Below are 24,445 nucleotides of genomic sequence, written 5' to 3' on the forward strand. Positions count from 1 at the left end.
CGGCGTCGGACATAGTCGAACGTAGCACCGGGCACGGTGTTAGGTGTTTCGTCGTCCCGGCGTCGGTTCACAGCCCTGTGCGTCCCGTGGCTGTCTGATACCGCCACTTGCGCATTGATCGCACGCGAACAGTCGTCGCCGGAGGCGACGGGCCATGAGACGAGATCGAGCGGGTACTGACTGTTGTTCGGCAGTCTCAACACTGGTCGTCCGCATCCGCAGCCATCCCCTCGAGGCGAATCACTGCCCGCGAGTCACTGACGAATCTGAGTTCGCCGTCGAGATACGACGCCAGTCGCTCGAGGAAGCCATCGGGCGTCTGCTCATCGTCGGTCCTGACCAGCGTGATCCGGTCGTGGCTGCGTGCGTCGTACGTCCCTTGCATGACGAGCGAGAACAGCTCTCTGGGCGTGACGGGTTCGTCGGCGTCCAGTCGCGCAGCAACGCCCTTGAGTGAGGATTCGACTGTCGTCTCGACGTCGAGGGTGACGTCGACTGAGACGTTCGCCTCGCGGTCGGTCGCCGCGAGGTACTCCTCGGAGCTTCGGATCGCGGGCTCGAGTACATCCTCGAAGTCGACGCCGTACTTCTCGGTGCCGAGATAGAGAAAGGCAACCAGTGCCCGCAGGCCGTCCAGAAACGCCTCGTCGGTCGTCGCCCGCTCGAAGAGTTGTTTGCGGTCTTTCTCGGGGAGGGTATGCAAGAGCAGGTCGAAGTCGAGCACCGCTGCGTGGATTCGCCGCCGGATGCGCGCTTCGGCGTTGCGTTTGGACTGCTCGTGGCTCATCTCCCGCTCGCCGAGCAGATAGGCTCGATCTGCGGGACTTAACACACCGCGTTCACGGTCGATGTCGGAATTCATAATCGGATACGGATTATACAACACCCGATACCATCCGAACTGCTATGACTCTCCCGGTCTGAATGGCAGCTAATGCATTCGTTTCCTGATATCGCTGGGCGGACACCACCGAGCGGGACTGGCCGGCCAGTCAGTCAGAGTTCTGTCCAGCCAGATGGCCAACGGGCTAACGGGGGTGACCGATGAGCGGGTCCATTGCAGCCCGATACGCGGACACGATCGTCTCGCATAGCCGGCTCGTCGTCGTCCTCGTCTTACTGCTGACTGCCGTCGTCGCCGCTGGCGTCGCCTTCGGCGAGAGCGAGGACGGCGAGATCGGACAGTTCGAGACTGACTCCGAAGAGACTGCGGCGCTCGAGGAGATCGATTCGACCTACGGCACCGACGACGGGGTCGTCGCCCAACTTGTCGTCCGCGATGAGGGTGGTGACGTCCTTACTCGCGAGTCGTTACTCGAGGGGTTGCGCCTCCAACAGGAGATCCGCGAGAACGACGAGTTGAACGCTACGCTCGAGGACGAGGGCTTCGTCGGCCTCGAGAACATCGTCGCGACGGGTGCGGTTTTCGAGGATCGGGCCGCTGCCGGGGGTCCGCCGGACACGAGCGAGCCAACCCTCGAGGAACAGATCGCTGCACTCGAGGACCGCTCTGACGAGGAAGTCGAGGCGCTGCTTGCTGACGTGCTCAATCCCGACGCCGAACAGGGTGGGGAGGACGCCTACGAGTTCCTGCCGACAAACTACGAACCGGGCTCGACCGAGGCTGAATCGCGGATCACGTTCATTTTCCAGGTCGACGACAGCGGCCCCGACGAGGACCCACAGGCAGCCTACGACGCACAGGTCGAGATCGCCGAACTCGTCGACCAGCGATTCGACGACGCCTTCGTCTTCGGGCAGGGGATCACCGACGCGGCGTCGGCAAGCGCGGTCGGTGACAGCTTCGCGATCATCACGCCCGTCGCGCTCGTGCTCGTCCTCGGGGTGCTCGCGATCACGTACCGAGACATCGTCGACGTTCTCATCGGACTGTTCGGCATCGCCGTCGTGATGGCGTGGCTCGCGGGCATCCAGGGCTGGCTCGAGATTCCCTCGAGTCAGCTGTTGATCGCCGTCCCCTTCTTGCTGATCGGGCTGAGTATCGACTACGCGCTCCACGTCGTGATGCGCTACCGGGAGGCCAGAGCCGGCGAACTCGAGGCCTCGAGCGAGGCACGCGCGAGGGCAGCGAGCGACGGCGGCACAGCAGGCGACGGGCCGAGAATCGGCGCACGGGCCGGAATGACGCTCGGACTCACGGGCGTCGTGCTCGCACTCGCCGCAGCGACCGTCTCGACGGGTGTCGGCTTCCTCTCGAACGTCGTCAGTCCGCTCCCGGCGATTCAGGACTTCGCGATCTTGAGCGCCGGTGGGATTCTCGCGACGTTCGTCGCCTTTGCCGTCCTGGTACCCGCGCTCAAGGTGACTGTCGATGATTTCCTCGAAAGTCGATTCGACCGAAACCGAGCGAAACCACCGTTCGGGACGGGCACCAGCGTCGTCAACCGCGTGCTCTCGAAGTTCGTCACGGTCGCTCGTCGGGCACCGCTTGGAATCGTGTTCGTCGCGCTCATCCTGGCCGTCGGCGGTGCATACGGCGCAACGGGGATCGACACGGAGTTCAACCAGGCGGATTTCCTCCCCGAAGACGCCCCTGAGTGGGCCAAATCGCTCCCCGGACCGCTCGCGACGGGGACCTACACGATCAGCGACGACGCCGCGTATCTCGGCGCGAACTTCGCCGACCGTGGCGAGGGGAGTCAGACACAGATACTGATACGCGGGGATGTCACGGATCCGGACGCGCTCGTCGCGATGGACGACGCGATCCGTGACGTCGACAGCGACGGAACGATCATCGTTCGGCCAGGCGGGCAAGCAGCCATCGATGGCCCGCCAGCAGTGATCCGTGAACTCGCAGCCGAGAACGAAACCGTCGCTGCCGCTCTCGAGGACCGCGACACCACCGACAACCGCCTGCCGAACGAGGACGTCGCCGGCTTCTACGACGTGCTGTTCGAGGTCGATCCGGATCGTGCATCCGACGTCCTCTACCGTGACGACGACGGCGGGTACGAGTCAGCGCGGCTCCTCGTGAGCGTGCAAGGTGACGCCGCCGCCCAGACCGTCGCCGACGACACCCGTGAGGTGGCAGCCGCGATTAGTGACAGCGGCGTCGTCACGGCGATTGCGACGGGTGGGCCCGTGACGACGGCCGTCGTCCAGGATGCGCTGCTCGAGACGCTCGTGCAGGCCTTTGCCGTCACGCTGGTAGTGATCCTAGTCTTCCTGACGGTCCTCTACTGGGTGCGCCACCGCGCGCTCTCGCTCGGGGCGATCACGCTTGCGCCCGTCGTCGCCGCGCTCGCGTGGCTGCTCGGAACGATGGCGCTACTGGATCTGCCGTTCAACAGCGAGACCGCAGTGATCACGAGCCTCGCGATCGGCCTCGGCGTCGACTACAGCATCCACGTCGGCGAACGGTTTATTGCAGAACGAGACGAGCGCGCATCACTCGAGGAGGCGCTTGCGGCGACGATCACCGGCACCGGCGGGGCATTACTGGGGAGTGCAGCGACGACAGCCGCCGGGTTCGGCGTCCTCGCGCTGGCACTCGCGCCACCGCTACAGCGGTTCGGACTGGTGACAGGCCTGAGCATCATCTTCGCGTTTATCGCCTGTCTCACCGTGTTGCCGTGTCTGCTCGTGCTTCGTGAACGGGTGCTCGAGCGCGTCAGTGCGTGAGTCGGTCGCTGAAACCTTTTTGCTGGTCGGCGATGTCGCGAGATAGCGCACAATGAGCATGAACGCATTTGTCATGGATGGGATCGGCGAGACGGGAATTACGGAGAAGGAGCCGCCGGAGCCGGGACCGGCGGACGCGATCCTCAAGCCAACGAAGGGGCTGATCTGCACCTCGGACTGCCACACCGTCCACGGGGCGATCGGCGATCGCGAGAACCTCACGCTGGGCCACGAGGTTGTCGGCGTCGTCGAGGAGGTCGGCGACTCCGTGAGCGACTTCGAGCCCGGCGACCGCGTCGCTGTCGGCGCGATCACGCCCGACTGGAACTCGAGAGCCGCACAGGACGGCCATTCCTCGCAGTCGAACGGGGCGCTTGGCGGCTGGAAGTTCGCGAACGTCAAAGACGGGACGTTCGCTGAGTACGCCCACGTCAACGACGCCGACGGGAACCTGGCACACATTCCAGACGACGTCAGCGATCACGAGGCACTGTACACGACGGACATGATGTCGACCGGGTTCGCCGCGGCCGAAAACGCCGACATTCCGGTCGGTGGAACCGTCGCCGTCTTCGCCCAGGGACCGGTTGGGCTGATGGCGACGAAGGGAGCCGAGTTACAGGGCGCCGGCGAGATCATCGCCGTCGAAACAGTCGACAAGCGCCAAGAGCTTGCCCGAACCTACGGTGCTGACCACGTCGTCGACTTCCAGGAAGTCGATCCGGTCGAGGCGATCATGGACCACACCGACGGCGAGGGCGTCGACGCCGCCATCGAAGCGCTCGGCACCGATCAGACCTTTCAGGACTGTATCAAGGCCGTCAAGCCTGGCGGGACCATCTCGAACGTCGGCTACCATGGCGAGGGCGAGTTCCGTCACATCCCCCGCGAGGAGTGGGGCGTCGGGATGGCCGAGATCGACATCGTCACCGACCTCTGTCCGGGCGGCCGGCTCCGTATCGAACGACTACTGCGACTGCTCGAGAACGACCGGGTCGATCCGACCGAGATGACGACCCACGAGTTCGAGTTCGACGAGATCGAGGACGCCTTCGAGATGATGGACAAGAAAGAAGACGGGATCATCAAGCCGCTGATCCACTTCGAGTGAGACGGCCCCCTGTGCCGGTGTGCCGGCGCACTCGCGGGACGGTTCGCGGTTGCCGGCACCGACGAACAGTCGTCCAGATGATCCTACGGCCGCGTCGTCAGTTCTGGTGTGTCACTTCTCTCGAATCAACAGCCCTTCAGCGATGCTCCTCGAGAGTCGGCCACCGGAGGCCGACGACAATACGTGCAACCCGAGGTGAGAAACCGTGCTCTGCTGACCCGTTACTGCTCGAGGCCGCTATCGGAGTGGGCCCGAACCCACAATTCGCCGATACGTGAAAGGCGCGTCCGGTAGGATTTCCCGTGTTCTTCGCGTTCGATGTAGCCTTTGCCGCCGGGACCGAGTCGATCGACGTTGTAGATCACTTTCGAACGGAAACTGTCAGTATACTCTTCGTTCAGTTCGCGAGCAAGCGCTTCAGCGAGCTCCGAGACTGAGTCGAACTCGCCGTCCTCGCCGAGTTTGTACAGAATAAGTTCCTCGAAGGGTTTGACGTTCGAGAACGACGCGACGGGCAACTCGACGATGTGTCCGCCATCGATCTCCTTCGCACCGATCGTCGTCCCGCGTTCGTCGAACTCCGAGAGGAGATCCCGTGCGCTCTCGAGGCGGTCATCGACTCGATCATCCTCGAGGTCGTCGGCGCCGTTGAGTTCCTCGAGCAGCGTGATCTGCTCGCGTAGTTCCTCGGCGAGTTCCGTCTCGAGGTACTTCTCGGGGGCGGTGTAGTAGGTGTGGATGTGCTCGCGGTCGTCTTGGCGCTCGACCATCAGCGAGTGGGCTGCGTTCGCAAAGGCGAAGCTGACGGTTCGGGGCATGGCGGCGACGTTGACCCAGACCTCGTTGCCGGCGTCGAGTTCGGCGGTGATGAGCTCGTAGGCCTGCTCGAAGGCGGCGTCGTAATCGTAGACGTCAGCCAGCACGAACCGTTCCGTACTCGCCCCTAACAGGTTTCGAAAGTCCGTCTCGAGTTTCTTCGAGAGCCGGCGGGAGTACTCGACGTTGGCCTCGCTGCCGACGGCACCCTCGAGCAAAATGACGCTATCGACGTCGATCTGATCGCGAACCAGTGGCGCGATCAGCCGGTCGTAGTCGAAGCCGACCGGAACAATATGTGTTTGCATACGCGATACGTAGACACGACATCGTAATCAATCCCGCCACGTTGAGAGCAGCGTGGGTCACGGTCTCGGCGATCAGGGATCGTCGGACTGGTCCTGGTCGAGCAGCGTCGGCTCCTCGAGGATCGCGGTGATGAGTTTTTGCAGGGCTACCCGGAGGTGTTCGTGAAACGTCGCGGGCGTTACGCCCATCGCGTCGGCGACCTCTTGGCCGGAGCTGTGACGCGGCCACTCGAAGTAGCCGCCGTAGTAGGCCGTCTCGAGGGCCACCTGTTGGCGGTCGGTCAGCGTCTCCGCCAGCCGGGTCTGAAGCTGTTCGATCGATTCCCTCGAGGGCGTGACCTGTCGGCGGGCGACGGTCCGCATCCCGGGATACACCGCGGTGATCTCGTCGACGACATCTCGAACGTCCGTTCCGGTCGAAAAGCGCACCGTCGTGGTGTAGTCGCCGTCCTCGATGGCTGCCGACTTGACGTAGCCGCCGTAGGCGTCGATGACGCCGATCATCGGCGGTTCGCTGATCGTCAGCTCGAAGGTCACCTCGCCGGCCGATTTGTCGATCACGGTTACGCCATCCCAGTGTGAAACTGACTCGACGAGGGTTTCCACCACTGGAAACGTCTCGGCGGCCGTGGTCCCGTACTCGAGATACTGCTCGTCGTCGATCCGGACGACGCGGTCGAACCAGACCGAGTGGCCGCTCATCGAAGGGCCGTCGAAAATCTCGACGGCGTCGTCGATCACGAGCTCGAGTTCGATCAGTTCCTCGCCCAACAGCACGCGCCGTCGCTCGAGGGCGGCGATCGCGTGGCCCAGAATATCTCCGAGCTGGCCGATAACGTCCTGTTCTTCGTCGGCGAACGCGTTCCGGCGGGCACTCGTCACGCCAAGGACGCCGTAGAGGATGTCGTCGTGTGTGATCGGAATCGCCGCCGCCGAGGCGTAGCCGTGCTCGCGGGCGTCCTCATGCCAGGGCTCGAACGACGGATCCGAAAAGACGTCGTTTGACACCTGCATCGTCCCGGTTCGAATCGCCGTCCCTGCCGGTCCACGGCCAGCAGGGTCGTCGGCGTCCGTCGACAGCGGAATCGTCTCGACGTAGTCGTCGATTCCTGCCTCGACACGGTGTGTGATCTGTTTCGATCTGGTGTCGACGTCCGCGATAAAGGCGAACTCGTACGACGGCGAATCGGCCAGCGATTCGCAGGCGACCCGCTCGAGTTGGGCTCTGTTTGAGCCGTCGACGATCGCATCGTTGATCTCGCGGACGACGCGGTTGACGTGATCGAGCGCCGCCAGCCGTTCGCGCTGGCGCTCGAGTTGGCGTTCACGACGGCGATTGTCGGTGACGTCCCGAAAGATGGTGAGATGGGACCCGGGCAGTACGTTGGCGACGGCGTTGTACTCGGCGATCCGTTCAGTGCCGTCGGGCCGACTCAGCAAGGCCGAGTCGCAAAGCCGTCCCTGCTCGCGGAGATCCGTCCAGACTGACTCCATATCGTCGTGGACGAACTCATCGAGTGAGCGCCCGGACAGCGCCGAGCGCTCGAGGCCGAGCAACTCGCTTGCGGCCGGGTTGGCAGCGACGATTTCGCCGTCGTCGTCACTGACGAGGATCGCATCGTGTGCATCCTGGAAGATCGACCGAAGCCGTCTGTTTCCGTCGACGAGAGTCTGCTCTCGTTCCTTACGCCTGGTAATCTCGCGAACGAGGACCGTCACACCCGTCTCGTCCGGATAACACCGCGCCTCGAGCCACGTCCCTGTGGTGTCGTGGAACTGTTCGACTGTAATCGGTTGCTGGGACTCGAGAGCGCGTTCGTGTGCGTCCCCGAAAAGTGATCGAATGGTCTCGATCGTCGATGCCGCGACAGTAGTCGTCTCGTCATCGTCAGTCCGACCGAAAAGCACCCTGGCACGGTCGTTGACGGCGATAGACTGTAACTCGTAATTGAGAGCGTAGGCGGCGTCGGAGATCCGGTCGAACGCGTCCTCGAGGTCGGCGCTCGAGTCGGGTTCCAGTCCGGCGGGATCGACCGATCGCCGTTCATCTCCCATACCTGTCCCCTGCTAGCCAATCCCAAAAGCCTAGCGATTGACAAGGTTGTACAGCGATCCAGTGGCGCGACTCGACAATCCGAGACTCGGCATCGAACGGAGCTGAGTGCTGTCACCAGCGATCGTCGAAACCACTGTTACTCTGCTGTTTCGTCGTCAGATTCGAGGTCGATCGTCCGGACCAGTTCTGCGATCGTCTCGCGGTCACAGTCCGGAGTGACCTCGATGTCGGCTGGCAGATCGGCGGCGGTGGCCAGTTCCGTCTCGCCGACGGCGTCGGCGACGCTCTCGAGGGGGACCGTTCCGCCAGCCATCCCATAGCTCGTCTCAGTCGGCCAGACGGCGACGTGAACCTCTGCATCGATCGGATCGATTTCGGTTCCAAACAGGTCGGGATCGACGGGATAGCCCACGTCGAGGACGTACCAGACCCCTGACTCCCCGTTCGTCGCTTCGAACTCGAGGGTGGTTCGCGTGCCGTCGATGACCAGCCCCTCGTCTTCGATCGTGTTGACAAACTGGCGTTTTGCTTTCGGTGCTGCCTGCGAGAAGACCGACGACGGCGGGATACCGACGTTCGGGAGTGGTGGCGAAAACGAGAGATCGACGGTAAACAGCGAGCGGACCGGTATCTCGCTTGCGCCGACTGTTGTCCCTCGGACAGCGGGTTCGACGGGTTCGTACAGCGTTGTCTCTGCAGTAATCGAGAGAACGAGGACGTTCAGCTGCCCCGTTCGAGTTCCAAGCGGGCGCCACGAGGTGGCCAACGGCTCCGGCAGATCGGACGGCATCACGCGGCAGTACGCGACCATCACCTTTCGGTCTGGCGGTCGCTCGAGCGACGGCGTTCACTCCTGGTGACGGACCCGAACCATGCCCTCCGTAGTGACGCCGACGATCAGCGGTGTCGAGATTTTCCGTCCCGTGACCGCGGCGCCGGCAGCGTCACTGACGGCTTTCATGAGCTCCGGTGCAGTGTAGTCGACCTTGACACCTTGTTCGTCGCAGGCCTCATAAACGAGCTGTGGCACGTCATAGAGGTCGGTTCCAGCAGGAACGCGGATACGAACTGGTGCTCGGAGCGCTTCCGCGAAGGCGACGGTCTCGCGAGCTTTCGATAAGTTCTCTCTGGCGCTCGACTCGATCGAGGAGACGTTCGCTCGTGACGTTCCGAGTGCATCGGCGATGTCGGCCTGTGAGATCCCACGCTCGCGCAACACGAGCACCTGTGCCTGCCGATGGGTCAGCACGCTCGTCTCCGGTTCGAACCCGATCTCCTCGAGGAGTTCCTCGACCTCGTCGATCATGGCGACCGCCTCCACTTTCGGTACCACCGAATTTCGCGTGCGTCCATATATAAATAGTAAGACGGCGGCGGGATCAAAGCTTCCCCGGTCTGTTCTGGAAACGGCCGAACCGTATATATCGATCGCGTGACTGTTCATCGAACATGAACGTTGCTGCGGCCGCCGAAACGTGCGACGACGTCCTCGACGAGATTGGAACCGCCGTCATCGGTGCAGAGGACCTGTTCGAGACTATTCTAACCGCCGTCGTTGGCCAGGGTCACGTCCTCCTCGAGGACGTCCCGGGAACCGGAAAGACCCTGACCGCACGATCGTTGGCAACGGCACTCGATCTCGAGTTTACACGGATTCAGTTCACACCGGATCTGCTGCCGGCCGACATCACCGGCACGCACATCTACGACGAACACGCCGGGGAGTTCTCGTTCGAAGCCGGCCCCATCTTTGCAAACGTCGTGCTGGCCGACGAGATCAACCGTGCCCCGCCGAAGACCCAGGCTGCCCTGCTCGAGGCGATGGGTGAACGCCAGGTTTCGATCGGTGGTGAGACCCGCGAGCTGCCGGACCCATTCATCGTTATCGCTACCCAGAACCCGGTCGAACAGGAGGGGACGTTCCCGCTCCCCGAAGCGCAGGTCGACCGCTTTATGATCAAAACGAAAATGGGTTACCCCGACCGCGACGGCGATCTTGAGTTGCTCGACCGGCGGGCGGACCGGCACTCGCGGACGCCAACGGTCGAAAGCATCGTTGACCGAACGTCGGTACTCGATCTGCAAGCGGTTCCGGAGACGATCAGCGTCGATCCGGCGATTCGGGCGTATCTGGTCGACGTCTGTCGGGCGACCCGCGAGGACGACCGCGTTGACGTCGGGATCTCTCCCCGTGGACTCCAACGGCTGTTCGAGGCGAGTCGTGCTCGCGCCGTGCTCGCGGGTCGGGAGTACGTCGCCCCTGAAGACGTTCATACGGTTGTTCACCCCGTGCTGGATCATCGAATCGTTCTGACGACGGAGGCGGCCGTCCGCGGTGTCGATCCGCGAACGATCGTCGAGGGGGCGGTCAACAGCGTTCCGGTGCCGTCGATGGGTGACTAGTCCCCTCTCGGCCAGGCTTGCGATGCCACTTTAGTAACAACTGAACCGATGGACACACAGATCGCATAGCCGCCATGCGACCTGGTGTGCAGTGACGTTCAGTGGCTGCGAGAGTACTCGAGTGGCCAGCGGTCCGCGTCTATCGTCGCGAGTTCGTCGGCGACGCCGTCGGCAAGCCGGTACTCGGTGCCCTCTCTGACGACGGTGCCGGCCCGCTCTACGTGTTCTAGGTGGGCGTAGGACTCGCCAGGACCGTGAAGGATGTGAATACTCTCGAGGTCGCCGAACAGGTCGTCACTGACCGTCCAAGTATCACAGGGTCCCTTCCGGTCGAGGGCGTCGAGCACCCGCCACGACCGTTCCTCGTGGTGGTCGATGATGTACTGGGCCCGTGCGGCCGGGTCGTCAATCGGATCGCGATGGCCCGGCCAGGCCCGGTCGTAGTCGGCGTCGACGATCCCCTGCAGTGCACGCAGGTACTTCTCGAGCGGGCGCTCCACGCGGACGTCCGCGCCGCCGACGTTCGGCGTATAGACTGGCAGCAACGCATCCCCGGAGACCACCTCACGGCGGCCAGCTCGTGTGAGTTCGAACATACAGAGTCCCGCGGCGTGGCCCGAGGTGTGGACGACCTCGAGATCGGTGCCGTTGACCGAAAACGTCTCGCCGTCTTCGAACGTCGTCACCGTCGGCGACTCGCCCGTCGGCTTCCCGCCAGCCAACACCTCCCGAAGGACGTCCCGCTTGGATTCGGGCATCCCCCACTGCTCGAAGTACTGCTCTTGCAGGTCGGACAGCTCGGCCCACACGTCCTCGTCGCCTTCGATGAGCGGTGCGTCGGCGGCGTGGGCGTAGACGTCGGCACCGCTTGCGGCCTGTAACTCGCCTGCCAGCCCCGTGTGGTCGCCGTGCCAGTGTGTGAGAAAAATGCGATCGATATCCGAAAACTCGAGCTCACGCTCGTCGAACGCGGCCTCGAGTTGCTCGCGTGTCGTCTCCATCCAGTCGCCCGTATCGATCAGGACTGTCTCCGGCCCGTCGCTAAAGAGATACGTGTTGTTGTTGCCCTCGAATGCGGAGTTCGACAAGGATATTCGCTCCATGTCAGTATATCACACGGAAAACGTGAAAACTGTTGTGAGACTCGAGAGCAGTTGGCAGTGATTAGCCTCGCAACGCCCACACAACGAGGACGACGGCGAGCAGCCCCGTTCCGACGGTAACCGCCGCGTGTGCCGGCGTCGTGATCGTGAGTTCTCGCATCGCCCACCGGTAACAGGCCACGGTCGCGACGGCGACGACCGCCCCGGTTAACACCGCGCCGCCGATGTGGACGAGTTCAGCCCGCAGCGTCGCCGCCCCACTGCCCAGTTCCGTTCGAACGCCGTCGGCGTACTCGCCGATGTCCCACAGCACGAACGCCCCCGTTGCCGTGAGGATCGCGGGCTCGACCTGTCCGGCGATCGCGAGCCCGACCGCAAGGACACCCACCGCACCGGCCGCGAGCGCAGCTCCGATCGCTTGCGGGGGCAGGATCCGGAACGTGCGTACCACAGTAACAAACCATAACATCGATCCGAGAACGGTCAGCGTCACCACGAGCACGGCCGCCGCCAACGCAAACGCCGGGAACGCCCCGATCAACTCGACCACCGACGGCGGAACCACTCCCTCGAGTGCCCCCTCGAGGTCTGTCTCGAGTGCCCTCCCGGACAGTGCCTGTGCAACGACGAGCGTGACAGCGGCCCCGCCGACAACCGGAGCGAGCAGGCGGGCACAGACGCGAGCGACGTTCCGACCGAGGAGCCGACGGCCCCACTCGAGGCCCAGGAGTGCGAGCGCGACGGCAGTGAGGACAACCAACACGAATCGCAGCCCCGACGCCGTCACCAGCGTTGCGAGCCCCGTACCGACGGGTGCGGGGAGCCCCGTCTGCAGTTCCGCGGGCGTCACCGGTCTCGTCTCGAACCGCGCGCTTACCGACGACGCGGCAACTGCCACGATCACCAGGACGAGCGCAACACGGCTCACGCGCGAGCAGACCCACCGAAGCCGCGCGATGCCGGCTGCGAGCGAGCCACGACGATCGGGCGGGACGATCCGCTCGAACGGAAGATATCGAAGCGCCCGACTCGAGATGAGCGCCGCGAGCAGCACCAGGCCGGCAAAGGAGACGACCGCCCACGAGTCGTTTGCGGCGATGACGGCGTCGCCAGCAACCCCCAGTACGTCGACCACGGCAGCGCTGGTGCGGTCGCGAACGGCCGACTCGGGGGCTACCCGGAGAGCGACGACGCCGACCACGCCGAGTGCAGCGAGCGTCGTCCCCGTTGCACCGCGGCGGACGCCACCGTTTCCGAGTCGATTCCAGGGGGCAACGCCCGCCGCAAACGCGGCGATGACGAGCGCCCAGACGGTGAGGGCAGACACGACGCCGATGCCCGAGGACGTAAGCACGAGCGCACCAGCCAGCAATGCGGGAGAGGAGAACAGTACCGAAACGGGGACCACGAGCACGCCGCCGAGCCCACGAACGAGCGGACGTGTGCTCCCAAGCAACATCGTCACCATCGCCGCGCCGAGTCCGGCACCCATCGCGAGGGCGGCCAGTTCGAACCCGACGAGCCGCGAGCCGATCCCGATCCCGATCCCAATCGCGAGCGTGCACGCGATCATCACCACATCGCTTGCGGTCGGGCGAGCGAGTGCCCGCCAGAGCCCCCGCCTGCCCGCCGTCAGCGCGTATTTTCCCGTCTCGAGGGCGACCGACCGACGCGAGCGAGCGCTCGTCCCCTCCTGGCCACGGTCAGTTCCAGTCCCGGTAATCGAGTCGGGCGTCACGCCGCACCACCCCCAGTACCGGCCCGAAACGCCCGCGCGAGTGCGATCGAGATCCGATCGTCGAGATTCCAGTCGACGACGGTCACCCCGAGACCGCGGAGAGCAGCCGTTCGGTTTGCCCGCTCGAGGCCAGCGATCCGGGCACCCATCGAAGGTGACGCCGTTGCGAGACCAGCGGTCACGTCGGGTGTAATAACTGTCACTGAACGGCCATGGCTCCGCAGCGTCTCGACGAGATCGACCGCCTCGTCGTCGAGCAGTGGCGTACAGAACGCGACCTGTGCCCGGCGTGGCAGCCGCCGCTCGAGGTCGGTCGCGAGTGCATCCCCATCAGCGGACGCGTTCGCTGTTGGTTGCTCACCGCCGTCAGCAACGGCGCGGGGATCGTCGACAGCCGATTCAGAAGCAGGAGACCGGGTGTCCTCGAGGACAGCGTCGATCCGTCGGCGGACGTCGCTTCCGGCACCCGGCTCGATCCACGCTTCCCCTGACAGTGTCGCTAATCCGGTTCGGTTGCCGTTCTCGAGCGAGGCGACGACGCCACGCGAGGCGGCGTACAGGGTAAGATCGAACGAGTCGGGACCGCCACCGGGAGTCTCGCGGTGGTGAGTCAGGCGATCGTCGATAACGAAGACGATCGTCACGGCCCGTTCCTCGCGGTACTCGACGGTCGCGAGGTCACCAGTCCGGGCGAATCGGTGCCAGTCGATCCGGTTGATCGGGTCGCCACGGCGATAGTCACGGGTCGAAAAGAACTCGATGCCGCTACCGCCGTCGTCGGTCGGCGTCTGTCCGACGAACTGGATCGTTCGGTCCTGAAACGGGAACCCATCGAGCAGCGTCTCGCAGGCGAACGTCGTGTCGCCGTCCGGTTCGCGTTCGTCGGTCGTGACAGCCGTCGCCGGAAGCGAACGTAGCCGCAGCGTCGCCGGGCCGAACTCGTGCTCGCCTCGCGGTGGGGTGAGTTCGTACTCGTGTGTGACCGTCTCACCCGGCGAAACAGCCGTTGCGAACGCGGGGGAGCCATGCGTTACTGCCACGTCCGCCGGCGGGTCGTCGGCGATACGAACATCCGGCAGGACTCGCGTCCCCTCGTTCGTCACCGACAGCGTCACCGTCACCGACTCGCCGGGCCGAAGACGGGTTTCCCCGAGCGTTCGCTCGAGCCGAACCGGACCGCCGGTGTCAGCATCGGTCTCAGTCCCGGTCTCGGCCGTGTCGGCACTGTCGGTATTGGTATCCGAACCTAGTGTGGGTGTCGAACTCGCCTGCCCGACGAGGACGAACCCCAGCGCAACGATTGCGAGGAAAAACAGCGACGGAACGCCGAGCACGATCGCGAGCAAACTCGCTGTCAGCGCACCGATGAGCGCGGCCTGCCAGCGTGCCTGTCGGCTCGTTTCGGTCACGACGACACCCCCTCGATCTCGGCATTTCGTGGTGTCGTCTCCGTCGGTGTTCCCGAACCCGTCGTTGATTGCAATCGATCGATCTCCTCGAGTGTCCGCTCGAGGCTCCGTTCGAACGGCTCGCCGGTACTTACGAGGTCGATCAGCCAGAGCCACAGCGGAATCCGCGGCCCGTCCGCGGTCGCGAGGAAGGCAGCAGCACGCGGATCGTCAGTCCATGTCCCGGCTTCGATTGCCGCCATCGCGTCGTCGGCACGTCCGGTGTGGGTTCCGTAGGCAGTCGCCGCGATTCGACGAAGCGACTCGAGGAGGGCCATCCGTGCCTCCTCGCGACTGGCTCGCGGTTCATCGTCGTACGCCGTCGCCGCAGTGACCAGTTCCTCGGCCGTCGCGCCGACGACGGGCTGTCGGTCGGACCGAGGAGAGCCGTCATCGAATCGTGGCCCGGTCTCGGCCGGAGCGTCTGGGGCGACGAGTGCAGTCGTCGACGACGAGCGACGCCGTCCAGCGATCCCGAGCGTTGGCGCAAACAGCACGAACACCACGGCGAGTCCGAGGACGACGAGTTCGGGATCGACGGCCGCAAGCAGCGCCTCGAGTTCAGGCACCGGCTCGAGGAGGAGTTCCGGCCGAATGGCGACGACTGCACCGACCGCAACCAGGATCGTCGCGAGGAGCGTTCCCAGCACGAGTCCCGTCGTCGACGGCGTTCTACTCATCGGTATCGGCCCCACGGTCGTCGGCTCCGTCTTCGTCTGGGGTCGCCTCGAGTGCCGAACGAAGCTGGTTATGTGCAGTCGTCGTCCGCTCAAGGTGGGCTTCAGGGTCACGATCCCCGTACTCCACGTCACGGAATGTGTGGGTAATCGTCTCGACCGGGTCGTCGGGCGCACCGGCATCACGGGCGCTGCGGGCGACGTCCGTTGGTGTCGCCGTAGCGACGCGTCCACGGGGCATCCGTGAGGCGTCGATCACACTCTCGAACGCCTGTCTGATCCGCTGACGTGCGCTGGCATATTCCTCCTCGTCGGGTGCCGAATCGTCGACCCCGCCGCCAAACAGCGACGAACCGGCGTTTCGAACCCGTTTTCCTGCCGTGTGGAACACATGTACGAGCGTCGCCATCACAAGCCCCGGCAACTCGGCGACCGACCGCAGCCTGCCCAGCGCCCGGATCGCCCGCTCGAGCGCCTGCGAGCAGGCAACGACAGCCGAAAGCGCGACCGAAACGAGCCGTCCGGGAATCGAGAGCAACGTGGCGATCGGGTTCGATCGCGTGGCGAAGACGTAGGCAATGAGCAGGAGGCCACCCACAACGAGCCCACCCAGTACCACACCATCGGAAAGTCCGGGGATTGCATCCTCGAGACTCGAGTCATCGCCACCGTTGTCTGCATCCGCGGTGCTCTCATCCGCCAGTTCATCATCAGTTTCTCCGTCGTCACCGCCGTCTGCATCCGCTGTGCTCTCATCCGCCGGCTCATCATCAGTGCCTCCGTCGTCACCGCGTTCATTGTCCAGGCTACTCTCGTCGGTACTCCCCTCCTCAGCGTCACCGAAACCGGCCTCGTCCACGCTGCCGCCATTGCCGGCGCTCGAGTCGCCATCGAGTGCGGAGAGTAATGCAGCCAGTCCGTACAGCGTGCCTTCGACGTCCGGATTCTCGCTGTCGACGGTGCGTTCTACGAGCGCTCCACCCGGTATATCGCTGTCGAGGCTGTTCTGTCCCCCGATTTCAGCCCCTTCCGCTGCGTGCTCGTCTTGTGCAACTGCAGTATCCATTCCTTCAGCCGTCCGTTCGCCAGAATCGCCGTCGAGGAAGTCACTTGCCGGCGATTCCGACGCCACCATCGGCATCGCACTCGCGGCGAGAACGAGCCCACAGACCGCACAGAGAACGGCAGTCGTCACGAACAGTCGTCTCATCTTCGATCCAGCAGCCATCGATCAGGCTACAGTTGATGTAACTGATACTTACGTCTTGTTGCCAAAAACGTGCTGAAAACGTCGAGCGTGCTCCAGTGAACTGTCCACTCGTCGGAACGCACTCGAGGATTACGAGCCCCAGAAGTTATCGCGACTTCCGAGCCGTTCGCGACGGGTTTTTCCGTCGGATTCGTCGGCGTCATCGGCGTCGGTGTCCGAACCCTCGTCGTCTGCAGAATCTGTCTCGTCGGAGTCTGCCTCGTCGTCTGGATCCATCGGCAGCAACTCGAGTTCTTTCGCGCGTGCGTGATTGCTGTGCACGCGGGTGATTTCGACGCGAGCACGCGCTTCCGGCAAGACACCATCAACCATCACAATAAAGCCGTCCTCGGTCCGACCGACACCGGCCCCGCTTTCGTGCATGTCGACGACGTCGACGATCACTTCTTGGCCGGATTTGACTGGCTGTGTTTTGAGATCTTCGATCGGCTGGCTGTAGTGTTTACACCACTCCTTGCCACCCCGGTCACCGTAATGTTGACACCCCATTCCAGAGATCCGTTCTGAAAAGCTCGGACAGTCGTCGGCAAGTGGACAGTCTGCCATACGGTGTACTACCAGCGGCGCCGTTAAACCGTTTCCGTCTTCTGAATCGAAACCGTCGCAACCGAAAACGCCGGTAAAACCATCTGTTTCGCGGTAGAATGCGCAATGCAAACGGAAGCAATACGCAACAATTAGTAAATGAACGGAACCCATCTGACGGGGCGTTTCGAAAAGGTTTACGGTACGGACGTTGCAGTGATAGATGATGAAAATCCTCGTTACGGTCAAAGAAGTCGCGACCGTCGAAGACGAGTTCGAGATCGAGGGGACTGAGATTGCAGACCAGTACCTCGGTGCCGACCTCAACGAGTGGGACGATTACGCCGTCGAAGAGGCAGTTCAGCTCCAGGAAGCTGGAATCGCAGACGAAGTCGTCACGGTCACGATCGGACCAGAAGACTGCGAGCAGACCATCCGTCAGGCGCTCGCAAAAGGGGCCGACCGCGCCATCCGTGTCTGGGACAACGCACTCGAAGGCGTCGACCTGCTCGACGTGAACGCGAAGACGGAGATCCTGAGCGCCGTCGTCGAGGCAGAGGACCCCGACCTCGTACTGACGGGCGTGCAAGCCGGCGACGACAGCTTCGGTGCAACCGGCGTTTCGCTGGCCGAAGAGATCGGCGCCCAGTGGGGAGCCGTCGTCAACCACCTCGAACACGACCTCGAGGACGGTGTCGCCGCTGTGCGGCGTGAACTCGAGGGTGGTGTCGAGGAACTCACCGAGATCGATCTGCCCGCGGTCCTGACGATCCAGACAGGGATCAACGAGCCCCGCTATGCGAGCCTGCGTGGGATTCGACAGGCCCAGCGAAAGGAACTCGACGTGCAGGGTCTCGCCGATATCGGCGTCGACGAGAGCGCAGTCGAATCCGAACTCGAGCTGACGGACATGTACGAGCCCGAGAGCGAAAGCGACGCGACGGTCTGGGAAGGCAGCGCCGACGAGACCGCCGCGGAACTGGGTGAACTGCTTCGCGAGAAGGGGGTGGCACAATGACGGACGTCCTTGCAGTTACCGACCACCGCCGTGGCGAACTGCGCGATGTCAGCTACGAGATCATCACCGCGGGCCGAGAGCTCGCCGACGAGACCGGTGGCGACCTCCATCTGACCGTCATTAGCGGGACTGTCGACGAGTTTGCAGACGACCTCAACCGAGAGGGCGTCGACGCCATCCACACCGTCGATCACGGCGAGGAGTTCAACCACGACGTCTACACGCAGACGATCACGCAGCTCTACGATGAGCTCGCCCCACAGTACGTCGTCACGCCAAACAGCGTCAACGGCCTCGATTACGCGCCTGCTGTCGCCAACGAGCTCGATCTCCCGATCGTCACCGACGCGATCGGTCTCGAGACCGACGGCGAGACGCTAATCGCTACCCGCGAGATGTACGGTGGCAAAGTCGAGACGACGAACGAACTCGAGGGCGAGGCCGTTGTCACGATCCGAAGCGCCGAGTGGCCTAAAGCCGAAGGCACCGGCGACGCCTCGATCGAGGCCTTCGACGCAGACATCGACGAGGATGCGATCGGCTCGACTGTCACCGGCTTCGAGGAAGTCGGCGGTGGCGACGTCGACATTAGCGAGGCGGACGTCCTCGTCTCCGTCGGCCGTGGGATCGAAGAGGAGGACAACATCCCACTCATCGAGGAGCTCGCCGAGGCGCTCGACGCGACAGTCTCCTCGTCGCGCCCGATCGTCGACAACGGCTGGCTGCCAAAGAACCGGCAGGTCGGCCAGTCCGGGAAAGTCGTCACCCCCGATGTCTACATCGCCATCGGTATCTCCGGTGCGGTTCAGCACGTTGCTGGGATGAAAGGCTCCGATACGATCGTCGCGATCAACACGGACCCCAACGCACCGATCATGGATATCGCCGACTACGCAATCCACGACGACCTCTTCGATGTCGTGCCGGCGCTGACCGAGCAGTTCCAGTAACTGGATCGCTCGCAGCTTTTTTGATCGAGGCTGGTTCGCGAGTGATTACCGAGCGATTCGAACGACGAGAACCAACGGCGAGAACCAACGGCGAGTCCCACGAGTCGAACTGAGCGGGGCGGACCGTTCGATTGGTCTACATGAGCGGCGACAGGCGCGTTGTACTACGCCAGTCGACGTTCACACGGGCGTGACAAACACGAGTGCGAGGAGAAAACCTGGATTGTGATCCGTCACCTACTTTTTACCCCCGTCCTAAGCGCTGGCAATGGAACGTCTGGAGCGTCGTCGGGCGCTGATCGAAGCGCGTCTCGTCGAGGTGGTCGACGGCCTCGAGCCGGACACGCTCAGGGAGGAAGTTCGCCACACAGCGCTGTCGGGAGGCAAGCGCGTCCGACCGATGGTGACGCTGTTAGCTTGTGAAACCGTCGGTGGGTCCGCCGAGGAGGCGGTCGATTTCGGTGTCGGCATCGAACTCGTCCACAGCGCCTCGCTGGTCATCGACGACATCATTGACCGCTCGGAACTGCGCCGAGGGACGACCAGCGCATGGGCCGAGTTCGGCTACGGCCCAGCGATCGTCTCGAGTGATGGCTTGCTTGGAGAGGCGTTTGCCCTCTTCTCTGCCGACCCTGATGCAATGCAGGTCGTCGCCGAGGCGATGGTCGAACTCGGGGTCGGTGAGGCGACAGAGCTGTCTGCAAAGCCAGAGAGCGAAGCGGAGTACATGACGCTGGCCCGCCGGAAGACCGGCGCACTCTTCCGAGCTGCCGCCGAACTCGGAGCGATCGCTGCCGGGTCGGACCCAGTGACTGTCGAGGCCCTTGGCGAGTACGCCGAACGGGTCGGTGTCGCCTTCCAGATCAGAGACGACGTTCTGGATGCGGTCGCCGACCCCGACGAACTGGGCAAACCGACCGGCCACGACGCTGCCTTGGAGCGACCATCGGTCGTCCAGGTGACCGATCTCTCCGCCGACGAAGCCAACGACCGCGCTCGAGCCGAGTCCGATCGGGCGATCGAGGCCTTAGATCGTGTCGAGGTCGCAGATCAGGAAGCAAGAGATTACCTGGTCGAACTCGCGGAGTTCGTCGTCGAGCGCGAGCGATAACGCAGAGCGGTTGTCGTCGGCGTTCTTCAACGACAGACCGCTGACGGCCGGGCCTCGGAACGTCCGGTTGGCTACGATACTTCCTATCAGACGCGGCCCAGTTGCCGTGTCTCGCCGTCTGTCTCCTGATCGTCGTTACCCACATCGGACAGTCTGGATTCAGCAACGGCAAAAGTGAGCGTGCTCACGATCCCCAGAAGCGTGCCAGCCGTCAGCGCTGCTGCGAGATAGCTGATCCCGACCTCATCGAGGAAGAAGGCACTCACCGCATAGAGGACGACGGCGATCGAGAGGACATAAAAGGGCGCGTTGAGATACCGCCACTCGAGCGTGCCGGCGATGTACTCGTCGGTGATCTGGCCGAGGCTGGTCGTCACACCCGCCGCAGCGAGCCACTGGATCGAGCCGTAGACCACTGCAGCGAGCATGACTGGGACACCGACCTCGCCATGAGTTGTGTGCTGTACGTCCTCGAGAGTGTTCATCCCACTAACACCGCCAAGGACGAGTAACGTCGCGGCGACAACGTAAGCGAGTAGCGTCGTCCGGCCGGCGTACAACGACCGACGGGCGCGCTCGACAGCGTCGTCGAGTCGATCACCAAGCCCCAGCCCGCGGGAGATAAGATACAGACCGAGCAGTGCTGAGGTCGTTCCGAGCACGAATCCCGGCATCTCGAGGACGGTCCCGATCAACGCAAGCGGATAGATGAGCAATAGGATACCGAGCGGGATCAATACGGTCCCGCGCGTTTCGGGATCGTTCAACACCTGTTTGATCGTATAATACATCGACTCCAGGTTCTGTGCCTGCCGGACAACGACGCGACGGACGCCATCGATCGGGACTCGAGAGCGAATAATCGGGATAACGGATTCGTCCTGTGCGCCGTCGGTGACGACGAGCGCGGTCACGTCCTCGGCAGTCGAGAGACTTGCGAGGACAGTATCGACCTCGTCCCCGACTTCGCGGTTGGCGCTGACGTCGCCGTCGTCGTTGCCGGTGACGACAGCAACCTCGACGCTCTCGTCGCGCGCATCGAGGTCATCGTAGATGTGCAGCCCCTGGAAAATCACGTTGACGTCGGAGTCCTCCGGGTCCGCGGTCGCGAGCGCGACGGCTGCCGCTTCCGCCGACTCGCGGCCGATAACTGGCGTCGAAAAGCCGGTTTTACGGCCAAGATCGTCGTCCAGATCGACACAGAGGACCAACAGCATTGGATCACACGTTCGAGCGCAGGGTATTTCCATCTTCTGGGGACGACAGAATGCGACACCGACACACGAGGCCGACAGGCCCGGCACGGTCGTTTCGCACGGCTTTTGTGAGTTGGCCCAGTATGTACCGTTGAATGATCTCGAAGGGCTGTGAGCAGTGCGCGGAAGGTGGCAAGATGGTGCTGTTCGTCTACGGTTACTGCGACCAGCGTGACTGCTTTTACTGCCCGCTCGGTGAGAACCGCAAAAACGTTACCGACGTCTACGCTAACGAGCGACAGGTCGAACGCGACGAAGACGTCCTCGAGGAAGCCCACCGGATGGATGCACTGGGGACCTCGATCACCGGCGGCGAACCCCAGGAAGCCCTCGAGCGCACCTGTCACTACCTCGAGCTGCTCAAAGACGAGTTCGGCGAGGACCACCACACCCACCTCTACACCGGCATCACGGGCGGCCGCGAGAACATGCGCCGCCTCTCGGAGGCCGGCCTCGATGAGATTCGGTTCCACCCGCCACTCGAGCAGTGGGGCGATCTTCATGGCACCGAGTGGGAAGACATCCTGTATATCGCCCGTGAGGAAGGACTGACGCCCGCGTTCGAGATTCCCGGTATCCGCGCCGAAACGGAGTTCCTCGAGTTCCTCGATGAAGGGGCTGCCGAGTTCTGTAATATCAACGAGTTCGAGATGAGCGATGGGAACTACCGCCGAATGCAGCAGGAAGGGTACGAACTCAAAGAAGACCACATGAGCGCCGTCGACAACGACCGCGATGGCATCCTCGACGTGATGGGCGACCACGAGCGGGTCTACTTCTGTACCTCTGTCTTCAAAGACGCCGCCCAGCACCGCCGTCGGCTGAAACGGATGGCCCGCAACGTCCGTCGGGAGTTCGACGACGTCACCGACGACGGCACGCTCGTCTACGGCAAGACGTACGCCGACCCCGAGCGATTCGAGGTGCTTGGCGTCCCAGAGGAGTTTTACACCGTCAAAACGAACCACGTCGAAGTCGCCTGGTGGCTCTTAGAGGAGATGATCGAAGCGGGCGACCTCGAGGACGGCGAAATCGTCGAGCAGTATCCAAGCTACGATGGGCAGGTCGTCGAGCGAACGCCGTTGGTGTGATGTCCTGACCGCGAGCGAGTGGCTTTTGAGCGTAGATTTTTAGAGGAGGATGAGCGAAGCGAATCCGACGAAAAAAGGGACACGCGCCAGGTCGTCGAGCGAGCGCCGTTGGCCTGACCTTCTCCCTGCCCGCACGGACGAATCGGTTTCCTCGATTCTCCGTCGGCTCAGCGATCGACTGGTTTTCGGCTCCAGATTTCCGCCGAAGCCGAAGCGAGCCCCGCTCGTGCCGAGCAGTGTGGCCCGGGAGAGAGCAGGCACTCGAGCCAACAACTCGTAAGCGACTCCGAGAACGGCGGGCTCTGGTGGCCCCGCTCTCTGTCAGTCGTCTCTGCTGAAGTCCTCGTTCATTTTAACTGGTAGATCAGTTCCACCGAGAACGACGCCCGCCGAGTGAACGCCGATCAGTTGATCTCGGTTGGGTCGACGTCGGGAAGCGTAATGAGGTTCTCGCGGCCGATCCGGAGCTTCTCGATCTCATCGTCTTCGTCCATCTGTGAGAGCAGTTGTGAGACCTTGGCGTTCGACCAGCCGGTCTCCGAGACGATCGAGCCCTGTTTCATCCGGCCACTGTTTTGTTTGAGCAGTCGGAGGACACGTTCCTCATCGCTCAAGAGCTCTGGATCGATCCCGTCGTCGAACTCCTCTTCGAACTCGAGTTGTGTGCCAGCTCCACCGGGTGGAGCATTGTCAACTGGGCTCGTTGTGGTCTCGAAGGAACCTCCGTCGGTATCCGTCGTCCCTGACTCGGGATGGGACTGGTTGTCTCCCGTGCGTGCACGGAGTCGACGGACGATGCCGAGGGCCATGACACGCTCGCGGAGCCGATCGGCCGGTGGTGGGAGGTCGACCTGTGGCCGCCGCGCAAGAAGATAGCTCCCGATGCCGACGGCGAACATGAGCCCAACGACGCCAGCGATCAACCACTCTGACATCGCAGGTGCCGGCGCGACACCACCGCCAGCGCCAGCACTGCGGACGAAGACGATCTGGAGTTCATCATCGCTGAACTCGTGAGGCCCAGTCCACTCGAGGGATGTCGGCGTCTCGAGGGCGTAGTTCGACGGTGATTCGATGACGAGACGCTGGGTGTCGGTTAGCGAAAGCCACACACCACTCTCGGCCTCGAAAGCGTCACCGAAATAGATCCGATCCTCATCAATAGTTGCGAAGTTCGTCCAAGTAAACGAGTAGGCGATTACGCCGACACGAACGGACTCGTCCTCGTCAGTTTCGGGGAGCATATGCTCGCTGATGCCCGCGTCCTCGGGTGAGACGATCTGTGGCTCGTCCCAGCCTTCGTTCTCGAGACTCATCTCGCGGTCGGTCGCCTGCTGAGCGTCCTGACGGAACGGTTCGAACTGCTGGACATCGTACACAGCATCTCGTTGACCGCTCGTCACCTCGTCAGCGTACTCAGTAAACGCCTCCTCATCGTCGTCGTCAGTGAGGAGGAAGCGACTCTCGATGGTCCACTGTGCGTCACCGGTGTCATCGACAGAGATCCGAATAACCTGGTCTGGGTCGGTGTCATCGAGCGCAGATTGGGTCGCTGTGAGAGTTGGTGCGGTTGCGGAGGTCTGTGAGAGTGTCGTTGAAGCGGAATCTATCAGTGGCCGATCAGCGACTGGCGCCGCCTGGGTCTGTTCGGGTCCGGAGGCGGCTACAGCCGGTGTGGCGGCCACCGCCCCAAACAGGGATGTCGCGAGGAGGGCTGTGAGGGCGAGTGCAATGGCGGTGGATACCCGCATACGTACCAACAGGGTGGTCCCCCGGGGGAAAAAACACTTTCCATCGAAAAATAAAGTCTTACCATCGGCTGTGAACAGTCTCCGCAGCGAGAACGAAGTTTCGAATCGAGACGAAGCGGCCGTAAGACACCGCTGAACTCGAACAAAGAGTTATTATTCCAGCACGTC

At 63.2% G+C, this 24,445-nt stretch carries 20 protein-coding genes; 7 read left to right on the forward strand and 13 right to left on the reverse strand.

Features of this window, described 5'->3' with window-relative positions; translation table 11 throughout:
- Positions 1-196: 196 nt before the first annotated feature.
- Positions 197-862, reverse strand: coding sequence for a hypothetical protein (locus tag ACERJA_RS04890; RefSeq protein WP_373607139.1), 666 nt, complete (start codon positions 860-862; stop codon positions 197-199).
- Positions 863-1,044: 182 nt separating this feature from the next.
- Between ACERJA_RS04890 and ACERJA_RS04895 the strand changes: the two genes are divergently transcribed.
- Together ACERJA_RS04895 and ACERJA_RS04900 are read left to right on the forward strand one after the other, a co-directional pair.
- Positions 1,045-3,645, forward strand: coding sequence for an RND family transporter (locus ACERJA_RS04895; RefSeq protein WP_373607141.1), 2,601 nt, complete (start codon positions 1,045-1,047; stop codon positions 3,643-3,645).
- A 58-nt stretch (positions 3,646-3,703) separates the two neighbouring features.
- Positions 3,704-4,756 (forward strand): zinc-binding dehydrogenase, encoded by a 1,053-nt coding sequence (locus ACERJA_RS04900; RefSeq protein WP_373607454.1) that lies wholly within the window; start codon positions 3,704-3,706, stop codon positions 4,754-4,756.
- 221 nt (positions 4,757-4,977) lie between these two features.
- Here the strand turns inward: ACERJA_RS04900 and ACERJA_RS04905 are convergent, their stop codons facing one another.
- The 4 genes from ACERJA_RS04905 to ACERJA_RS04920 form a co-directional block, all read right to left on the reverse strand.
- A complete protein-coding gene (locus ACERJA_RS04905) occupies positions 4,978-5,880 on the reverse strand; it encodes a DUF6293 family protein (protein ID WP_006066322.1) in 903 nt (300 codons plus the stop codon).
- A gap of 72 nt (positions 5,881-5,952) precedes the next feature.
- Positions 5,953-7,935, reverse strand: coding sequence for a bacterio-opsin activator domain-containing protein (locus tag ACERJA_RS04910; RefSeq protein ID WP_373607142.1), 1,983 nt, complete (start codon positions 7,933-7,935; stop codon positions 5,953-5,955).
- A 137-nt stretch (positions 7,936-8,072) separates the two neighbouring features.
- Positions 8,073-8,726, reverse strand: coding sequence for a hypothetical protein (locus ACERJA_RS04915; RefSeq protein WP_373607455.1), 654 nt, complete (start codon positions 8,724-8,726; stop codon positions 8,073-8,075).
- Positions 8,727-8,783: 57 nt separating this feature from the next.
- Positions 8,784-9,242, reverse strand: coding sequence for a Tfx family DNA-binding protein (locus tag ACERJA_RS04920; protein ID WP_136350802.1), 459 nt, complete (start codon positions 9,240-9,242; stop codon positions 8,784-8,786).
- A 143-nt stretch (positions 9,243-9,385) separates the two neighbouring features.
- Between ACERJA_RS04920 and ACERJA_RS04925 the strand changes: the two genes are divergently transcribed.
- On the forward strand, positions 9,386-10,339 hold the full coding sequence (locus ACERJA_RS04925) for an AAA family ATPase (RefSeq protein WP_373607143.1): 954 nt from the start codon (positions 9,386-9,388) through the stop codon (positions 10,337-10,339).
- 98 nt (positions 10,340-10,437) lie between these two features.
- Here the strand turns inward: ACERJA_RS04925 and ACERJA_RS04930 are convergent, their stop codons facing one another.
- The 6 genes from ACERJA_RS04930 to ACERJA_RS04955 all read right to left on the reverse strand — a co-directional run bounded on the left by ACERJA_RS04930 (position 10,438) and on the right by ACERJA_RS04955 (position 17,121).
- Positions 10,438-11,442, reverse strand: a complete 1,005-nt coding sequence (locus ACERJA_RS04930; RefSeq protein ID WP_373607144.1) for an MBL fold metallo-hydrolase — start codon at positions 11,440-11,442, stop codon at positions 10,438-10,440.
- 61 nt (positions 11,443-11,503) lie between these two features.
- Positions 11,504-13,180: a hypothetical protein gene (locus tag ACERJA_RS04935; protein WP_373607145.1), complete on the reverse strand. Its 1,677-nt coding sequence runs from the start codon at positions 13,178-13,180 to the stop codon at positions 11,504-11,506.
- On the reverse strand, positions 13,177-14,589 hold the full coding sequence (locus tag ACERJA_RS04940) for a DUF58 domain-containing protein (RefSeq protein WP_373607146.1): 1,413 nt from the start codon (positions 14,587-14,589) through the stop codon (positions 13,177-13,179). Before ACERJA_RS04940 ends, ACERJA_RS04935 begins: the two co-directional genes overlap by 4 nt.
- Positions 14,586-15,308, reverse strand: coding sequence for a hypothetical protein (locus tag ACERJA_RS04945; RefSeq protein ID WP_373607147.1), 723 nt, complete (start codon positions 15,306-15,308; stop codon positions 14,586-14,588). The genes ACERJA_RS04940 and ACERJA_RS04945 overlap by 4 nt, the downstream gene beginning before the upstream one ends.
- Positions 15,301-16,515, reverse strand: coding sequence for a DUF4129 domain-containing protein (locus ACERJA_RS04950; protein ID WP_373607148.1), 1,215 nt, complete (start codon positions 16,513-16,515; stop codon positions 15,301-15,303). Before ACERJA_RS04950 ends, ACERJA_RS04945 begins: the two co-directional genes overlap by 8 nt.
- Before the next feature lie 129 nt (positions 16,516-16,644).
- On the reverse strand, positions 16,645-17,121 hold the full coding sequence (locus ACERJA_RS04955; RefSeq protein ID WP_373607149.1) for a TRAM domain-containing protein: 477 nt from the start codon (positions 17,119-17,121) through the stop codon (positions 16,645-16,647).
- Positions 17,122-17,326: 205 nt separating this feature from the next.
- Here ACERJA_RS04955 and ACERJA_RS04960 point away from each other — a divergent pair, with 205 nt between their 5' ends.
- The 3 genes from ACERJA_RS04960 (at position 17,327) to ACERJA_RS04970 (ending at position 20,179) form a co-directional block, all read left to right on the forward strand.
- The gene (locus ACERJA_RS04960; protein ID WP_373607150.1) at positions 17,327-18,118 is read left to right on the forward strand and encodes an electron transfer flavoprotein subunit beta/FixA family protein; all 792 of its coding nucleotides are present in this window, start codon (positions 17,327-17,329) and stop codon (positions 18,116-18,118) included.
- A complete protein-coding gene (locus ACERJA_RS04965; protein ID WP_373607151.1) occupies positions 18,115-19,068 on the forward strand; it encodes an electron transfer flavoprotein subunit alpha/FixB family protein in 954 nt (317 codons plus the stop codon). Before ACERJA_RS04960 ends, ACERJA_RS04965 begins: the two co-directional genes overlap by 4 nt.
- A gap of 268 nt (positions 19,069-19,336) precedes the next feature.
- Entirely contained in the window at positions 19,337-20,179 is an 843-nt protein-coding gene (locus ACERJA_RS04970) for a polyprenyl synthetase family protein (RefSeq protein WP_373607152.1), read from the forward strand.
- 86 nt (positions 20,180-20,265) lie between these two features.
- Here the strand turns inward: ACERJA_RS04970 and ACERJA_RS04975 are convergent, their stop codons facing one another.
- Positions 20,266-21,396, reverse strand: a complete 1,131-nt coding sequence (locus tag ACERJA_RS04975) for a DUF373 family protein (RefSeq protein ID WP_373607153.1) — start codon at positions 21,394-21,396, stop codon at positions 20,266-20,268.
- Positions 21,397-21,530: 134 nt separating this feature from the next.
- On the opposite strand from ACERJA_RS04975, the gene ACERJA_RS04980 reads away from it, so the two are divergent.
- Positions 21,531-22,526 carry a radical SAM protein gene (locus ACERJA_RS04980; protein ID WP_373607154.1) on the forward strand — a complete coding sequence of 332 codons (996 nt, stop codon included), beginning with the start codon at positions 21,531-21,533 and terminating at the stop codon, positions 22,524-22,526.
- 404 nt (positions 22,527-22,930) lie between these two features.
- On the opposite strand, the gene ACERJA_RS04985 is transcribed toward ACERJA_RS04980, so the two are convergent.
- Entirely contained in the window at positions 22,931-24,277 is a 1,347-nt protein-coding gene (locus ACERJA_RS04985) for a helix-turn-helix transcriptional regulator (RefSeq protein WP_373607155.1), read from the reverse strand.
- Positions 24,278-24,445 lie beyond the last annotated feature (168 nt).

This window comes from Natronorubrum sp. A-ect3 (genome assembly GCF_041821125.1).
Classification (GTDB): Archaea; Halobacteriota; Halobacteria; order Halobacteriales; family Natrialbaceae; genus Natronorubrum; species Natronorubrum bangense.

Coding starts and splice junctions, on each gene's coding strand:
- ACERJA_RS04890 (WP_373607139.1), bottom strand. CDS start 862: ATGAATTCCGACATCGACCGTGAACGCGGTGTGTTAAGTCCCGCAGAT.
- ACERJA_RS04895 (WP_373607141.1), top strand. CDS start 1,045: ATGAGCGGGTCCATTGCAGCCCGATACGCGGACACGATCGTCTCGCAT.
- ACERJA_RS04900 (WP_373607454.1), top strand. CDS start 3,704: ATGAACGCATTTGTCATGGATGGGATCGGCGAGACGGGAATTACGGAG.
- ACERJA_RS04905 (WP_006066322.1), bottom strand. CDS start 5,880: ATGCAAACACATATTGTTCCGGTCGGCTTCGACTACGACCGGCTGATC.
- ACERJA_RS04910 (WP_373607142.1), bottom strand. CDS start 7,935: ATGGGAGATGAACGGCGATCGGTCGATCCCGCCGGACTGGAACCCGAC.
- ACERJA_RS04915 (WP_373607455.1), bottom strand. CDS start 8,726: ATGCCGTCCGATCTGCCGGAGCCGTTGGCCACCTCGTGGCGCCCGCTT.
- ACERJA_RS04920 (WP_136350802.1), bottom strand. CDS start 9,242: ATGATCGACGAGGTCGAGGAACTCCTCGAGGAGATCGGGTTCGAACCG.
- ACERJA_RS04925 (WP_373607143.1), top strand. CDS start 9,386: ATGAACGTTGCTGCGGCCGCCGAAACGTGCGACGACGTCCTCGACGAG.
- ACERJA_RS04930 (WP_373607144.1), bottom strand. CDS start 11,442: ATGGAGCGAATATCCTTGTCGAACTCCGCATTCGAGGGCAACAACAAC.
- ACERJA_RS04945 (WP_373607147.1), bottom strand. CDS start 15,308: ATGAGTAGAACGCCGTCGACGACGGGACTCGTGCTGGGAACGCTCCTC.
- ACERJA_RS04950 (WP_373607148.1), bottom strand. CDS start 16,515: ATGAGACGACTGTTCGTGACGACTGCCGTTCTCTGTGCGGTCTGTGGG.
- ACERJA_RS04955 (WP_373607149.1), bottom strand. CDS start 17,121: ATGGCAGACTGTCCACTTGCCGACGACTGTCCGAGCTTTTCAGAACGG.
- ACERJA_RS04960 (WP_373607150.1), top strand. CDS start 17,327: ATGAAAATCCTCGTTACGGTCAAAGAAGTCGCGACCGTCGAAGACGAG.
- ACERJA_RS04965 (WP_373607151.1), top strand. CDS start 18,115: ATGACGGACGTCCTTGCAGTTACCGACCACCGCCGTGGCGAACTGCGC.
- ACERJA_RS04970 (WP_373607152.1), top strand. CDS start 19,337: ATGGAACGTCTGGAGCGTCGTCGGGCGCTGATCGAAGCGCGTCTCGTC.
- ACERJA_RS04975 (WP_373607153.1), bottom strand. CDS start 21,396: ATGCTGTTGGTCCTCTGTGTCGATCTGGACGACGATCTTGGCCGTAAA.
- ACERJA_RS04980 (WP_373607154.1), top strand. CDS start 21,531: ATGATCTCGAAGGGCTGTGAGCAGTGCGCGGAAGGTGGCAAGATGGTG.
- ACERJA_RS04985 (WP_373607155.1), bottom strand. CDS start 24,277: ATGCGGGTATCCACCGCCATTGCACTCGCCCTCACAGCCCTCCTCGCG.